The sequence below is a fragment of the Mycobacterium sp. NGS29 genome (assembly GCF_059812965.1).
In genome coordinates this window covers 465,362-479,492 of record NZ_JCALDR010000002.1, presented here as the reverse complement: position 1 = coordinate 479,492, position 14,131 = coordinate 465,362, and the positions used below count along the sequence as shown (strand labels likewise).

The following is a 14,131-nucleotide window of genomic DNA, read 5'->3' as shown; positions in this document are numbered from 1 at the left end:
CGTGACGCCGGTGCACACCGTGTTCGCCGACGTGGACACCGGTATCGACGACGCCCTCGCCCTGATCTATCTGTTGGCCAGTCCGGACGCCACGCTGGTCGGCATCGCCTCGACGGCAGGCAATGTCGCGGTGGACCAGGTGTGCGCGAACAACCTCGGCCTGCTCGAAATGTGCGGCGCCGCCGAGGTACCGGTGTCGCGGGGTGCCGATCAGCCACTGAGCGGTCCGTTGCCTGTTCGCCGGGAGGGCCACGGGCCCAAGGGTTTAGGGCATGCCGAGCTGCCGCCCGCCGGTGGCCGGGTCACCGATTACGACGCGGCCACCGCGTGGGTGCGCGCTGCCCGCGCCCACCGCGGGGAGCTGATCGGCCTGGCCACCGCACCGTTGACCAACCTGGCGCTGGCGCTGCGCGCCGAACCGGAGCTGCCGACACTGCTGCGGCGCCTGGTGATCATGGGCGGCTCGTACCCGCCGGACAGCCGGGAACCGGAGCCGGAATGGAACTCCCGGGTGGACCCGACGGCGGCGGCCGAGGTGTTCGCGGCCTTCGGGGCCTACCAGCGGCTGCCCATCGTGTGCGGCCTGAACGTGACCCGCCAGGTCGCAATGACCCCGCAGCTCCTGGCCGCTTTATCGGGACCTGCTGCGGTTCATCGCTTCCTCCAGGATGCGATGCGGTTCTACTTCGAGGTCCACCGCGACCGCGGGGTGGGCTACCTGGCCTACATGCATGATCCGCTGGCTGCGGCGGTGGCGCTGGACCCGGCATTGATCGAAACCCGGACCGCCACGGTGGACTTCGCGGACGTGCCCACCGCAGACTGGACCGGTGCTCGTAAACCCAACGCGCGGATCGGCATTCGGGTCAATCCGGCGGTGTTCTTCGAGCGGCTCATCGCCCGGGTGGCACCGTTTCGGCCCGGGACCGAAGGCGGCGGGTCCGTCCCAAGAATGTTCCAAGGACGGCTCCGTAACGTCGCGGCCACGGGGACGTACCGAGAGGGCGGCGATGCACCATGAAGAAACTGATCGTGGGACTGGCCACCACAGTGCTGCTGGCCGGCAACGTCTCGGCAGTGGCAGACCCCGTCAGCGCCGGGGCCACCCCCGCCGTCCCGGTGCCACTGAATTCCTGGCCGGGTTGTCCGGAAGACCATCCTGAGGGTCCGTGCCGCTGGTGCCCCGGCGACCCCCCGGTCCAGACCGGCAATCGCCGGGTGAACCCGGTGATATGGGACGAGAGCATCTGCCACACCTACTACTACGTCTACTCCGGTCAGGGGAACGTGGCGCAGAACATTTGGGACGGCGAGAACCCGCCGGCGCCGCCGCCGTGGCCGCCGGGCCTGAACTTCTGTCCGATCCCGCCCTGGTGTCCGTGAGCTCGCGCAGCTTCCGGCTCAAACAGACCAATAGTTCAAGTGGCAGCGGACGTTTCATACTAACAGTATGGTACCTGCGTCCCAAAAAGTCTTGTTGAATTGTTGCGCAATTGGTACGCGCCCCTTACCTTATAAGCACGGTGAGATTCAGATCACGCGTGACAGGATTTTGCATCGACGCACAGGTCACAGTGCCGATCTGCACCCAAGGGAGGCGGTCGCGAATCGCGGCCGGGAGTTTAAGGGGACCATTCGTGTCAGGAACACGTCCGGCCGCTCGGCGGCTGAACCTTGTCGCGGTGAGCAGTGCCGAGGACGCCGGGGACCGGGCCTGGGTATCGAAGGGTCTGTGCAGGACAAAGGATCCGGACGAACTCTTCGTGACCGGGGCGGCGCAACGCCAGGCCGCGGCCATCTGCCGGCACTGCCCGGTGCTGCAGCAGTGCGGGGCGGACGCGCTGGACAACAAAGTCGAGTTCGGCGTGTGGGGTGGCATGACCGAGCGCCAGCGGCGGGCACTGCTCAAGGAGAACCCCGACGTGGTGTCGTGGTCGGCTTTCCTGAACAAGCGCAGGACGCGCTCGGTCGGCTGAGCACCCGGGCTCACGCTCCGCGGGTCCATCATTACTTTTTTGTTACAGCGAGGGTATTTCCGCTGGTCTACCGGGTTGATAACGGATTCTCATTGGACCGCCGTCAAATTGTTCACTCGTAGATTCCCTCCAGGTACCACATGCGCTGCCGATAGCACAGCAACAGCGCACGTTCGCTCTCCAACAGCACCTGGGCGCGTGCGATGCGGCCTCCCCCCTGCCCGGGCCGGTCGTCCCACCACCGCTCGTCAACCGACCAGGGGCCGGCCCACCAGCGCAGCCGGTCCTCGCGGCCTTTGATGCTCAGTTGCGAAGGATCGGCGGAGAACATTCCCCGGCTGGTCACCCGGATCGGAGTGCCGTGTTCGTCGAGTAGTTCCACCGGGTCGTCGAGCAGTACCGCCGGGGCCGGATCAGGCAGTTGACCGGGCCAGGGCCGGTCGGGGTCCGCCTGCGGCACCGGCTCGTCACCCAAGGGGGTCAGCGTGACCCGTTCGGCCGGCCCCCGCCCACCGGACAACACCGGCACCTGCACCGCTTCCGGGCCGAGCAGACCCTGAACCCGCACCAGCGCCCGGCGGGCCCGCAGCCGGTCTTCCTCCCCCAGGCCACCCCACAGCGGCAGTTGCAGCGCCTCGGCCGAGACCACCTCGACCGCCTGCAGTCGGAGCATTGTCACCGGCGCGTCCAACGGCCGACCGCGCCGATGGCTCAACCACCCGTCCAGTTGCCAGCGCACCCGGTCGGCGGTGGCCTCCTCGGTCAACGGCTCGGCGCACCGCCACACCCGGGTCAGTTCCTCACCGGAGGCGGTGACGGCGTGAATGGCCAGCCGGGTGCACCCCACTCCGGCGGCCAGCAGTGCCTGATGCAGGGTGGCGGCCAGCGAGCGTCCGGCGAAGGCCGCGGCGTCGACGCGGTCGATCGGCGGGTCGCAGTCCAGCTCGGCGTCGAGTTCTGCCGCCGGCTCGCGACCGGAAGGGCCGCGTTCCGGTTCACCACGGGCGAACCGGTGCGCGCTCACCGCGTCGGCTCCGAACCGGGACGCCACGTCGGTGCGGGACAGCGCGGCGAACTGACCGATGGTGTGAATTCCCATCCGCCATAACAGATCCGCGAGTTCGTCCCGGCCCGGACCGGACAAGCTGGGCTCAGTGGCCAGCTGGCGGATCGACAACACCGACAAGAACCGTGCATCGTCTCCCGGCGGCACCACCCGGCCCGCCCGCGCGGCGAAGACCGCGGTGGACAACCCGTCGGCGATCCCGACCTGACACTCCGCCCCGGCCGCGGCCACCGCGTCGACCAACTTCTCGGCCGCCAGCTGCTCGGACCCGAAGAACCTGGCCGCCCCGCGCACCGGCAACACCAGGAGCCCGGGCCGCAGCACCTCGGCCCGCGGCACCAGATCGTCCACCGCGGCGATCACTCCTTCGAAGAACCGGGCGTCGCGATCGGCGTCGGCGGCCGCGAGGTGGAGTTGTGGACACCTGGCCGCCGCTTCCCGGCGCCGCAGCCCGCGCCGCACACCAACGGCCCGGGCCGTCGCCGAACAGGCGATCACCCGGTTGGCCAAGGTGACCGCGACCGGAGCCGTCACCGGCTGACCCGCGGCGGCCGCCGCTGCGACGGCGGGCCAGTCCATGCACCAGATCGCCAACACCCGAGAGGCAACCACGAACTCACCCGGTTCGCGATCGGCCGATCGTGCGCCCCCCGGTGCACACCTGCAGCCGCACACCGCTGATGCGCCCGAAGCCGGGGGTGGGCTTGCCCGTCCCGGAAGGCGTAGTGATGTCGTACCCGCAGACCCGGGCCTCCAGCCGCGTCGACGCGCCTTCCCAGTCGCCATCGGTGACCAGCACCGTGCATCCTTTGTGCCGGGCGCGGGCCACCACCGCCCGGGCCCGGGTCCGGGTCACCCGGCGCCCGCCCAGCCCCAGCACCACCAGATCCATGCCGTCGATCAGCACCGCGGCCACCTCCACCGGATCGCTGCCGGGATCCGGTATCACCGCCAGCCGGCTCAGGTCCGCCCCCATCTCCACCGCGGCCAGCAACCCGATATCGGGCTGGCCGACGATCACCGCGTTGCCCCCGTCCGCCGTCACCGCGGCCACCATGCGCAGCAACAACGATCGCGCTCCGGACAACACCGCCACCGTTCCCCGCGGTACCAGCGCCGGCCCGGTGGGCACCACTTCGTCCGCCGCGGCGGTGTGCTTACCGGACAGCGCGGCTATCTTCTGACGCAGCTGTTGTAGCTGTTCAGCCCGGTTTTCCGGAGGATGGGCAGAGGCCAAAGCCGCGGACATGACCAGCCTCCAGACACTCGATCATTCGAAAATATGTTCGATGATGCTGAGTAAACACCGGCCCTCCGACAAGCGTCAAGCAACGCAAGAGGCTGCTTTATGCGCGCGTTGCTGGTGTGGCTGCTGGCGCGTTATGAGGCTGACTATTCCCACTCGATGGTGCCCGGCGGCTTGCTGGTGACGTCCAGCACCACCCGATTGACCTCGCGGACCTCGTTGGTGATCCGGGTCGAGATACGCTCGAGCACCTCGTAGGGCACCCGGGTCCAGTCCGCGGTCATGGCGTCCTCGCTGGACACCGGCCGCAGCACGATCGGGTGACCATAGGTGCGTCCGTCGCCCTGCACGCCCACCGACCGGACGTCGGCCAGCAACACCACCGGGCACTGCCAGATCTGGTTGTCCAGGCCCGCCGCGGTCAGCTCCTCGCGCACGATGAGGTCGGCCCGCCGCAGCGTCTCCAACCGCCCGGCGGTGACCTCCCCGACGATCCGGATCCCCAGCCCCGGACCCGGAAAGGGTTGGCGTGCAACGATTTCCTCCGGCAGCCCCAATTCCCGCCCGACCGCGCGCACTTCGTCCTTGAACAGCAGTCGCAACGGTTCGACGAGCGTGAACTTCAGATCGTCGGGCAGCCCACCGACGTTGTGGTGACTTTTGATGTTCGCGGTGCCGCTGCCGCCGCCGGATTCCACCACGTCGGGATACAGCGTCCCCTGCACCAGGAACTCGACCTCGGCGTCCTCTTCCTTGACAACGTCGAGTACCGCGCCTTCGAAGGCCCGGATGAACTGGCGACCGATGATCTTGCGTTTGCCTTCGGGGTTGTGCACGCCCGATAACGCCTCCAGGAAGGTCTGCGCCGCGTCGACGGTGACCAGATTGGCCCCGGTGGCGGCGACGAAATCGCGTTCCACCTGCGCGCGCTCACCGGACCGCAGCAATCCGTGGTCGACGAACACACATGTCAGTCGGTCGCCGATGGCGCGTTGCACCAGTGCGGCGGCCACCGCGGAATCCACTCCGCCGGACAACCCGCAGATCGCATGGCCGTCGCCGATCTGCGCTTGCACCTGTTCGACCAACGCGTTGGCGATGTTGGCCGGGGTCCACTCCGAGCCGATCCCGGCGAATTCGTGCAGGAACCGGTTGAGCACCTGTTGTCCGTGCGGGGTGTGCATCACTTCCGGGTGGTACTGCACCCCGGCCAGGCGCCGTTCGGGTGACTCGAACGCGGCCACCGCCGCTCCCGCGCTGCTGGCCACCACGTCGAATCCGGCCGGCGCCTCCGTCACCGCGTCACCATGGCTCATCCAGACCGGCTGAACCGGAGGAAGATCCGAATGTAGCTGGCCGCCAAGAACTTTCAACTCGGTGCGGCCGAACTCGCTGGTGCCGGTCTGAGCGACCGTGCCACCCAGGGCGGCCGCCATCGCCTGGAACCCGTAACAGATTCCGAACACCGGCAGGCCCAGGTCGAACAGCGCGGGATCCAGTTGCGGAGCCCCCTCGACGTAGACACTGGACGGCCCGCCGGAGAGCACCAGCGCCAGCGGATCGCGCGCCCGGATCTCCTCGATCGCGGCGGTGTGCGGAACCACCTCGGAGAACACCCGCGCTTCCCGGATCCGGCGCGCGATCAACTGGGCATATTGTGCGCCGAAGTCGACTACCAGTACGGGCCGCGGCGAGGCTGATTCCACGGGCACCGAGTTTAGTGTCTGCTCATAGCCGGCACCCGCAGGCATGAATTCGGTGGCGCTTGGGTAGGCACCGAAAGGCAACGAAAACGGCAAAGACCTACCGGAATTGCGCGACAACCTGTGAACTGGTAGCGCCGAACTCCTGCGAAAGTGAGGATCCCCCGTGCTGGGTCTGCCCGATAAGGTGCGCGCGTGTCTGTTCGACCTCGACGGGGTGCTCACTGACACCGCCGGCGTGCACACCAAGGCCTGGAAGGAAATGTTCGACGCTTTCCTGTCCGAACGGGCCGAACGCGACGGGGGCGAGTTCGTGCCGTTCGATCCGGAGTCCGATTACCGCGAGTACGTGGACGGTAAGAAGCGCGAAGACGGAGTGCGGTCATTTCTCGAGAGTCGCGACATCGAACTGCCCGACGGTGATCCCGACGATTCCGGCGAGGCCGACACGGTGTACGGCCTGGGCACCAGAAAGAACGACATGTTCCAGAAGGTGCTGCACGACGACGGGGTGAAGGTGTTCGAGGGCTCGCGTCGTTATCTGGAGGCTGTCTGCGAGGCGGGGCTGGCCATCGCGGTGGTGTCATCGAGCGCCAACACCCGCGACGTGCTGGAGATCACCGGGCTGGATCAGTTCGTGCAGCAACGGGTGGACGGCGTGACCCTGCGTGAGGAGAACATCACCGGCAAGCCGGCCCCGGATCCCTATCTGCGCGGAGCCGAGTTGCTCGACGTCGAGCCGGAGGCTGCGGCGGTGTTCGAGGATGCGATCTCCGGGGTACAGGCCGGCCGGGCCGGTAACTTCGGCATCGTGGTGGGCGTGGACCGGGTGGGCCAGGCCGAGGAGTTGCGCCAGAACGGCGCGGACGTGGTGGTGTCCGACCTCGCGGAACTTCTCGACGACGAGGGGGCGCAGTCATGATCTCCGAGGAAGCATTTCCCGTCGAGCCGTGGCAGATTCGCGAGACCCAGCTCAATCTGAACCTGCTTGCCCAGTCGGAGTCGGTGTTCGCATTGTCCAACGGGCACATCGGATTACGCGGCAACCTCGACGAAGGCGAGCCCTACGGTTTGCCGGGCACGTACCTGAACTCGTTCTACGAAATCCGTCCGCTGCCCTACGCCGAGGCGGGATACGGATACCCCGAGGGCGGCCAGACCGTCGTCGACGTCACCAACGGCAAGATCATCCGGCTGATGGTCGACGACGAGCCCTTCGACGTCCGCTACGGCGAATTACTGGACCACGAAAGGGTTCTCGACCTACGCGCCGGCACGATGGTCCGCTACGCGCACTGGCGCTCCCCCACCGGGAAACAGGTCAAGGTGACCTCCACCCGGCTGGTGTCGCTGGTGCACCGCAGCGTCGCCGCCATCGAATACGTTGTCGAGGCGATCGACGACTTCTCCCGGGTGACGGTGCAGTCCGAACTGGTCACCAACGAGGACCAGCCGCAGACTTCCGACGACCCGCGGGTGGCGGCCATCCTGGAAAACCCGTTGGAGGCGGTCGATCACGAAAGTAAAGACTGCAGAGCAATTCTCATGCACCGGACGCGCAGCAGCGCGCTAATGATGGCCGCGGCGATGGACCACGAAGTCGAGGTCGAGGGACGGTACGAGATCACCACCGACGCCCGCGCCGACCTGGCCCGGGTCACCATCATCTGCGGTCTGCGGCCCGGGCAGAAGCTGCGCATCATCAAGTACCTCGCCTACGGCTGGTCCAGCCTGCGCTCCCGGCCGGCGCTGCGCGATCAGGCCGCCGCGGCGCTGACCAGCGCCCGCTACAGCGGCTGGGAGGGCCTGGCCGACGGCCAGCGCGCCTACCTGGACCTGTTCTGGGACGCCGCCGACGTGGAGGTCGAGGGCGACCCGGAAAGTCAGCAGGCGGTGCGGTTCGGGATGTTCCACATCCTGCAGTCCGCTGCTCGCGCCGAGCGACGCGCCATCCCCAGCAAGGGGCTCACCGGCACGGGTTACGACGGCCACGCCTTCTGGGACACAGAGGCTTTCGTGTTGCCGGTGCTCACCTATACCGTCCCGCACGCCGTCGCCGACGCACTGCGGTGGCGGGCCTCCACATTGGACCTGGCCAAGGAGCGCGCGGCCGAACTCGGCCTGAACGGCGCCGCCTTCCCGTGGCGGACCATCCGCGGTCAGGAGTGTTCGGCGTATTGGCCGGCCGGCACGGCCGCCTGGCACATCAACGCCGACATCGCGATGGCGTTCGAGCGCTACCGCGTGGTCACCGGCGATGACGCGCTCGAAGAGGAATGCGGGCTGGCGGTGCTGATCGAGACCGCCCGGCTGTGGATGTCGTTGGGACACCACGATCGCAACGGCGTCTGGCACCTGGACGGGGTCACGGGTCCCGATGAGTACACCGCGATTGTGCGCGACAACGTGTTCACCAACCTGATGGCGGCCAACAACCTGCGCATCGCCGCCGACGCCGCCAAGCGCCACCCGGACAAGTCGGCCGGAATGGGGGTCACCACCGAAGAAATGGCGACCTGGCGCGATGCCGCAGATTCCGTGCACATCCCGTACGACGAGGAACTGGGCGTGCACCAGCAGTGCGAAGGTTTCACCACTTTCGCCGAATGGGACTTCGAGGAAAACGCCACCTACCCGTTGCTGCTGCACGAGGCCTACGTCAAGATCTACCCCGCTCAGGTGATCAAACAGGCCGACCTGGTGCTGGCCATGCAGTGGCAGAGCCACGCTTTCACCGCAGAGCAGAAAGCCCGCAACGTCGACTACTACGAGCGCCGCACCGTGCGCGATTCGTCGTTGTCGGCCTGCACGCAGGCGGTGATGTGCGCAGAGGTCGGGCACCTGGAACTGGCGCACGACTATGCCTACGAGGCCGCTCTGATCGACCTGCGCGACCTGCACCAGAACACCCGTGACGGCCTGCACATGGCGTCGTTGGCCGGCGCGTGGATGGCGCTGGTCATCGGTTTCGGCGGGTTGCGCGACGACGAGGGCGTGATGTCGCTGGACCCCCAGCTACCCGACGGCATCTCGCGACTGCGATTCCGGTTGCGCTGGAAAGGTTTTCGGGTGACCGTGGATGCCGACCACGAGAATGTCACCTACACGTTGCGCGACGGGCCGCACTCCGAGCTGAAGATCCAACACGCCGGCGAGGACGTCACCCTGAGTACCGAAGAGACCAAAACCTTCCCGGTGCGCGAGCGTGAAGCGCTGCTGCCCCCGCCGCCGCAGCCGCCGGGCCGGGAGCCGCTGCACCGGCGGTCGCTGACCAGGACCGCAACGACGTAGCCTCATGCCGGTAGTCTCAACCGGCCATATTCCATTCCAAACGTATGCGTTTGGCCTCAGTCTGATACTGCGATGTGACAGCCAGCAATAGGTTAGGCTAGCCTCAAATCGATCGATTTCTTGCGCCTGACCCGAACCTGTCTGGTAGACGACTTGACATCTGCATACTCACGAATACGCACGTTTCACGGCTTGGTGCTGACCCGGTTGTCTGCAGCCCGCGCCGCGGGCCCCCGCTCCGGATCGACTCCGCGGGCGGACTCCGGGCTGCCCGAAATCCCCTTCATCCGTCCCAGCTTTCCGGGACCGGCCGAACTTGCCGAGGATTTCGAACAGATCGCCCACGCCAACTGGTACACCAATTTCGGCCCCAAGGAGCAGCAGTTTGCCCGCGCCCTGGGCGACTACCTCGGCCCCGACCTGCACGTCGCAACGCTGGCGAACGGCACCATGGCACTGATCGCCGCCATGCACCTGACTTTCGGGCCGGGCACCCAAGAGCGTTATGTGCTGATGCCGTCATTCACCTTTGTGGGGGTGGCCCAGTCCGCACTGTGGACCGGCTACCGTCCCTGGTTCATCGACATCGACCCCCAGACCTGGCAACCGTGCACGCGCTCGGCACACGCGGTGCTCGAACGCCACCGCGACAAAATCGCGGGAATCGTGCTGGCCAACGTGTTCGGCGTCGGAAACCCACACGTCGGCGCGTGGGAAGCGCTCGCCGGGGAGTGGGACCTCCCGATGGTCATCGACTCGGCCGCCGGACTCGGATCCGCCTACCCGGACGGCACCTCTGTCGGCGGACGCGGCTCCTGCGAAATCTTTTCGCTGCACGCCACCAAACCGTTCGCGGTCGGTGAAGGCGGGGCACTGGTATCCCGCGACCCGCGAATCGTCGAGCAGGCGTACAACTTTCAGAACTTCGGTTTCGGCAAGGCGCGAAAGTCCGGCCAACTCGGGATCAACGCCAAGCTGCAGGAGATCAGCGCTGCGATCGGATTGCGCCAACTCGTCGGGCTCGACCACCGGCTGCAGAGTCGGCGCGAGGTCCTGCAGAGTTATCGCTCCGAACTCGATCACCTCGGCATGCAGTTCCAGCAGAACGCCGAGGCGTCCGCCCTTTGTTTCGCCAGCGCCTGCTGCGAGTCCGCCGATCAGAAACATGCCGTCATGGCGAGCATGCGCAGGTATGCGATTCGGGCGCGCGACTACTACAACCCGCCGCAACACCTGCATCCGTATTTCGTGCAGAACGCCGAACTGGTCGCGTCGACAGAGCTACCGGTCACCGCGGACGTCTGTTCGCGAATCGTGTCGTTGCCGGTCCACGACTACATGGCCGACAACGATGTTGCGCGGGTGATCGCAGCCGCCCAGGAAGGACTGACGCACGGTGGCTGAGGTGATCCCCAAAGTCAGCGTGGTGTCGGTCACCTACAATCACGAAGCGTACATTCGCGAGGCGCTCGACGGCTTCGTCGCTCAAAAGGCCGATTTCCCCATAGAAGTCATTGTTGCCGACGACGCCTCTACGGACGCGACTCCGGCAATCATTCAGGAATACGCCGACCGCTACCCTGACCTTATTCGGCCGATCCTTCGACCGGAGAACATCGGGATCCACGCGAACTTCGCGCAAACTCTGTCAGCCGCGCGGGGCGAATACCTCGCACTGTGCGAGGGTGACGACTTCTGGACTGACCCGCAGAAAGTCACCAAACAGGCCTCCTTCCTCGACCTGCATCCAGAAGTATCTGTCTGCTTCCATCCGGTGCTGGTCATCCACGACGACGAAACGCCGGATTCAGTCTTTCCGCCACTGCTTCGACGTCGCAACCTGAGCATGGGCGCGCTGCTGGCGGGAAATTTCATCCAGACCAACTCGGTGATGTACCGCCGCCGAGATGACTACCACCTGCCGCGTGACATCATGCCGATCGACTGGTATCTGCACGTACTGCACGCGCTCGACGGCGAGATCGCGATGCTGCCCGAGACTATGGCGGTGTATCGGCGCCATTCCCAAGGTATTTGGTACGACGCCGACCGCAACCGTCAGCAATTCTGGGAGACGCGTGGCCGGGGCATGGCGGCGACGGTGGAGGCAATGCTCGATCTGTTTCCCGACAACCGCGTGTACGAACAGATCATTGGCCGAGTCGCCGACATCATTTTTGCCGAAATGGCAAGAGTGCCGGGCGACGCGGGGCGCGCCGTTCTCCTGGAATCCATCGCCAACCACCCGCGGTTAGCCATGCTGTCTTTTCAACACCGTTGGAATCACACGCCGTTGAGGCGAATCGAGCACAGACTGCAGAACAATTTGGCCCTGTTGCAGAAGAATGCGCGCACTTACTCTGCCCGCATCAACCCGCGGCGACGTACTGTTCGCTGACCCGCACCGCCGTCAGCGGGTGGCGATCGCCGGCTTTCGCACCACGTAGAGCACGGAGCTGAGCGCCAAACCGTGTCGAGCGAAGGTCTCATCGCCGAAGGTGTTGCGGTCGAGCTCCGATAGCTCGAAGCCGCAGCGGCGAATTCGGGCGCACAGCGTTGATCGGTCGTAGAGACGCAGGTGGTCGCCCTGGGCGAAGCGGCGCCATCGCTCCCGTTCGTCGCTTACCGTGGGATCCTCGTCAAAGCTGCCGTCGGGCAGCACCGGCGTCATCACGATGCCCCGGCCACCGGGCGCAAGGATCCGGTAGAGCTCAGCCAGGGCGCGGCCATCGTCCGGAACATGTTCGAGGACATGCGAACAGATGAAAAAATCGAATTCGCCCTCCACATAGGCCGTCATGTCCATGATGTCAACGACATCATCCACGTCCGACATCATCAGGTCTGCGGTGCGATACTGCAGGTCGGAGCGACCGCGCAAGTAGGCCGACAACGAAGGCGCAGGGGCGAAGTCGACGATCCGCCTCAGCCCATCAGGCTGCAGGAAGCGGTCGACGTACAGTTTGTAGAGCCGGTCGCGATCAGACGCACCACACAGCGGGCAGAGGTAGTCGCGGTGATTAAGGGTCTCGAAATCGTCTAAGGCATAACTGAATTCGTATTCGGCCAGCGTTCGGCCAAGTTGGCGGCTGATGCTGGTGAACCGGACCCGCGCCCCACACAGGTTGCATTCGCCGGGTCCCCGGTACAGCAGTCCGCGGATGACCCGTCCAACGTCGTGTGCTCTGCTCACACCAGTGAGTCCGCCAGATCGGCAGCCGCGCGCAGCGACGCGAGCAGCACAGCGGCCAACGATTTCGCCAACGAACGGATCCGGGGTGCACTTTCCACATGCCAGAAGCGGAGCCTGGGGTTGAAGTTGCCGCCGATCAACGGGCCGATGACGTAGAAGTTCTGTGCGGCCTCGAAATCGTCGTTGACGAGCACGCCGCGGTTGGTGCGGTTGGGCCGGCAGATCCCGTTCTGCATCGCACTGACAAGCAAGGGTGAGGAACAGCTGTCGAGTTCCTCGAAGCCACCGCAATTGACCACCACGGCGAACTCCACAGGGTGGGTGTGCTCGCCGTCGGCGTCCCGATAACGCACGACGGCCCGGCCGGCGGCGCGCGCATCGACCCGCAACACTTCCCCGGCGAGCATGGCCAGCTGTCCGGCAGCGGCCAATTCCGTTGCGGCCATTCGACAATCGCGCCCCGCCCGTCGCACCAGCTTGGTGTAGTTCATCCCGTGCACACAGAAGAATTCTTCCTGCTGCATCGCGTCCATCTTCGTCAAAGCCTGCACCAGCAAGGCGTCCACGCCGTGGTAGAGATCGGCCAGGTTCATTGACCTTGCCGCCGCCGTCGCCAGATCCGCGCTGATCGCACCCATCAGCTCCGCCGCGGTAACGACTTGTTCCGACAACAGTGCGTTCAGTTGCGCAAAGTCGAAGTCTGTTGACCCATCGCAGATCTGGTAGGGCAGCACGCCGGAGCGGGAGATCACGGTGATGGAGCTGACCCGTTCGCGGATGGACGCATCGTGGCGCATCAGGTAGAGGGCCTCGAGCGACGTGGCATTCGACCCCACGATCAACACGTTGCGCTGCGCGGGCACTTCGACGCCATCGAGAGCTTCTCGCACCCGCAGCAGCGTGGCGTCCTCATCGGGAAGGTAGAGGTCGTTGATGTAAGTGAACGGCTGGTTGGCGTCGCAACCAACGATCGTCCTGGTCAACGGGCTGCCGGTCGCTAACACCACTCGGTCGGCCTCGAGCCGGGCCGGACCGTGCCCGAGGGGGTTCAGCTCGACCCGGTAGCGGCCGTCCACAGACCGGATACCGACCGCTTCGGCGCGGACGGTTTCCACCACGGCCAGTCCGCGCTCATCCAGCGCGGCGATGGCACGTTCGACCTGCTCGGCGATGAACACGCCGAAGACATGCCGGGGCAGATAGAGCTCGCCCCATCGGTTGGCTTCCACAGCTTCGCCGTTGTCGCGCAACCAGCGTTTCGCCGCATCGCCTCCGTCGGCGCAAAACGCGCTCAGCCAGCGCGACTTGTTGGATTGCAGCCACGCGATGTACGCCGAACGCTCCGGCTCGGCGATGAACTCATCCAGCTGCTGGATGGCGAGCGAGCGAACGCTGGTGCGCCGCCCGTACGGGATTCCGCACCACAGCTGTTGGTCACGTTCGATCACTGCTATGCGCAGCCTGGCGGGGGGTGGCGGACCGTCCAGCAGGCCCTGTGCCATTTCCAGCAGGGTCATGGAGCAGGCGATCCCACTGCCGACGAACACCATGTCGACGGTGTGCGGCATGCAATCCACCCCTATCCCTGACAGCGACCGGCCACGGCAAATTAGGGAAGGCTAACATAATGCTGCCGCGCCGGCCGGGTCTGCAGCG

At 66.1% G+C, this 14,131-nt stretch carries 12 protein-coding genes; 7 read left to right on the top strand and 5 right to left on the bottom strand.

What is annotated here, in order from left to right; genetic code table 11:
• Nucleotide 1: 1 nt before the first annotated feature.
• The 3 genes from AC5Y5Z_RS04770 to AC5Y5Z_RS04760 all read left to right on the top strand — a co-directional run bounded on the left by AC5Y5Z_RS04770 (nucleotide 2) and on the right by AC5Y5Z_RS04760 (nucleotide 1,976).
• The gene (locus AC5Y5Z_RS04770) at nucleotides 2-1,021 is read left to right on the top strand and encodes a nucleoside hydrolase (protein ID WP_499923656.1); all 1,020 of its coding nucleotides are present in this window, start codon (nucleotides 2-4) and stop codon (nucleotides 1,019-1,021) included.
• The gene (locus AC5Y5Z_RS04765) at nucleotides 1,018-1,383 is read left to right on the top strand and encodes a hypothetical protein (RefSeq protein ID WP_463825922.1); all 366 of its coding nucleotides are present in this window, start codon (nucleotides 1,018-1,020) and stop codon (nucleotides 1,381-1,383) included. Before AC5Y5Z_RS04770 ends, AC5Y5Z_RS04765 begins: the two co-directional genes overlap by 4 nt.
• A gap of 254 nt (nucleotides 1,384-1,637) precedes the next feature.
• The gene (locus tag AC5Y5Z_RS04760) at nucleotides 1,638-1,976 is read left to right on the top strand and encodes a WhiB family transcriptional regulator (RefSeq protein ID WP_463825921.1); all 339 of its coding nucleotides are present in this window, start codon (nucleotides 1,638-1,640) and stop codon (nucleotides 1,974-1,976) included.
• A 112-nt stretch (nucleotides 1,977-2,088) separates the two neighbouring features.
• On the opposite strand, the gene AC5Y5Z_RS04755 is transcribed toward AC5Y5Z_RS04760, so the two are convergent.
• From AC5Y5Z_RS04755 to guaA, 3 genes are all read right to left on the bottom strand, one after another.
• Complete coding sequence (locus tag AC5Y5Z_RS04755; RefSeq protein ID WP_499923685.1) at nucleotides 2,089-3,621, bottom strand: DNA polymerase Y family protein; 1,533 nt, start codon at nucleotides 3,619-3,621, stop codon at nucleotides 2,089-2,091.
• 37 nt (nucleotides 3,622-3,658) lie between these two features.
• The gene (imuA', locus tag AC5Y5Z_RS04750; protein WP_473139766.1) at nucleotides 3,659-4,291 is read right to left on the bottom strand and encodes a DnaE2-dependent mutagenesis accessory factor ImuA'; all 633 of its coding nucleotides are present in this window, start codon (nucleotides 4,289-4,291) and stop codon (nucleotides 3,659-3,661) included.
• Between the two features lie 143 nt (nucleotides 4,292-4,434).
• Entirely contained in the window at nucleotides 4,435-6,039 is a 1,605-nt protein-coding gene (gene guaA / locus AC5Y5Z_RS04745; protein ID WP_499923684.1) for a glutamine-hydrolyzing GMP synthase, read from the bottom strand.
• A 118-nt stretch (nucleotides 6,040-6,157) separates the two neighbouring features.
• Here guaA and AC5Y5Z_RS04740 point away from each other — a divergent pair, with 118 nt between their 5' ends.
• The 4 genes from AC5Y5Z_RS04740 to AC5Y5Z_RS04725 all read left to right on the top strand — a co-directional run bounded on the left by AC5Y5Z_RS04740 (nucleotide 6,158) and on the right by AC5Y5Z_RS04725 (nucleotide 11,680).
• Nucleotides 6,158-6,913 carry a beta-phosphoglucomutase family hydrolase gene (locus AC5Y5Z_RS04740; protein ID WP_463825919.1) on the top strand — a complete coding sequence of 252 codons (756 nt, stop codon included), beginning with the start codon at nucleotides 6,158-6,160 and terminating at the stop codon, nucleotides 6,911-6,913.
• A complete protein-coding gene (locus AC5Y5Z_RS04735) occupies nucleotides 6,910-9,282 on the top strand; it encodes a glycoside hydrolase family 65 protein (protein ID WP_463825918.1) in 2,373 nt (790 codons plus the stop codon). The genes AC5Y5Z_RS04740 and AC5Y5Z_RS04735 overlap by 4 nt, the downstream gene beginning before the upstream one ends.
• 207 nt (nucleotides 9,283-9,489) lie before the next feature.
• Entirely contained in the window at nucleotides 9,490-10,686 is a 1,197-nt protein-coding gene (locus AC5Y5Z_RS04730) for a DegT/DnrJ/EryC1/StrS family aminotransferase (RefSeq protein WP_499923683.1), read from the top strand.
• A complete protein-coding gene (locus AC5Y5Z_RS04725; protein ID WP_499923655.1) occupies nucleotides 10,679-11,680 on the top strand; it encodes a glycosyltransferase in 1,002 nt (333 codons plus the stop codon). Before AC5Y5Z_RS04730 ends, AC5Y5Z_RS04725 begins: the two co-directional genes overlap by 8 nt.
• Nucleotides 11,681-11,692: 12 nt before the next feature.
• On the opposite strand, the gene AC5Y5Z_RS04720 is transcribed toward AC5Y5Z_RS04725, so the two are convergent.
• Together AC5Y5Z_RS04720 and AC5Y5Z_RS04715 are read right to left on the bottom strand one after the other, a co-directional pair.
• Entirely contained in the window at nucleotides 11,693-12,475 is a 783-nt protein-coding gene (locus tag AC5Y5Z_RS04720) for a class I SAM-dependent methyltransferase (RefSeq protein ID WP_473139769.1), read from the bottom strand.
• A complete protein-coding gene (locus AC5Y5Z_RS04715) occupies nucleotides 12,472-14,043 on the bottom strand; it encodes an FAD/NAD(P)-binding protein (protein WP_473139770.1) in 1,572 nt (523 codons plus the stop codon). Before AC5Y5Z_RS04715 ends, AC5Y5Z_RS04720 begins: the two co-directional genes overlap by 4 nt.
• Nucleotides 14,044-14,131: the final 88 nt, after the last annotated feature.

Excerpts from the sequence above, each read along its gene's own strand:
- AC5Y5Z_RS04765 (WP_463825922.1), top strand. The coding sequence starts at position 1,018 with ATGAAGAAACTGATCGTGGGACTGGCCACCACAGTGCTGCTGGCCGGC.
- AC5Y5Z_RS04755 (WP_499923685.1), bottom strand. The coding sequence starts at position 3,621 with ATGGACTGGCCCGCCGTCGCAGCGGCGGCCGCCGCGGGTCAGCCGGTG.
- AC5Y5Z_RS04735 (WP_463825918.1), top strand. The coding sequence starts at position 6,910 with ATGATCTCCGAGGAAGCATTTCCCGTCGAGCCGTGGCAGATTCGCGAG.
- guaA (WP_499923684.1), bottom strand. The coding sequence starts at position 6,039 with ATGCCTGCGGGTGCCGGCTATGAGCAGACACTAAACTCGGTGCCCGTG.
- AC5Y5Z_RS04715 (WP_473139770.1), bottom strand. The coding sequence starts at position 14,043 with ATGCCGCACACCGTCGACATGGTGTTCGTCGGCAGTGGGATCGCCTGC.
- imuA' (WP_473139766.1), bottom strand. The coding sequence starts at position 4,291 with ATGTCCGCGGCTTTGGCCTCTGCCCATCCTCCGGAAAACCGGGCTGAA.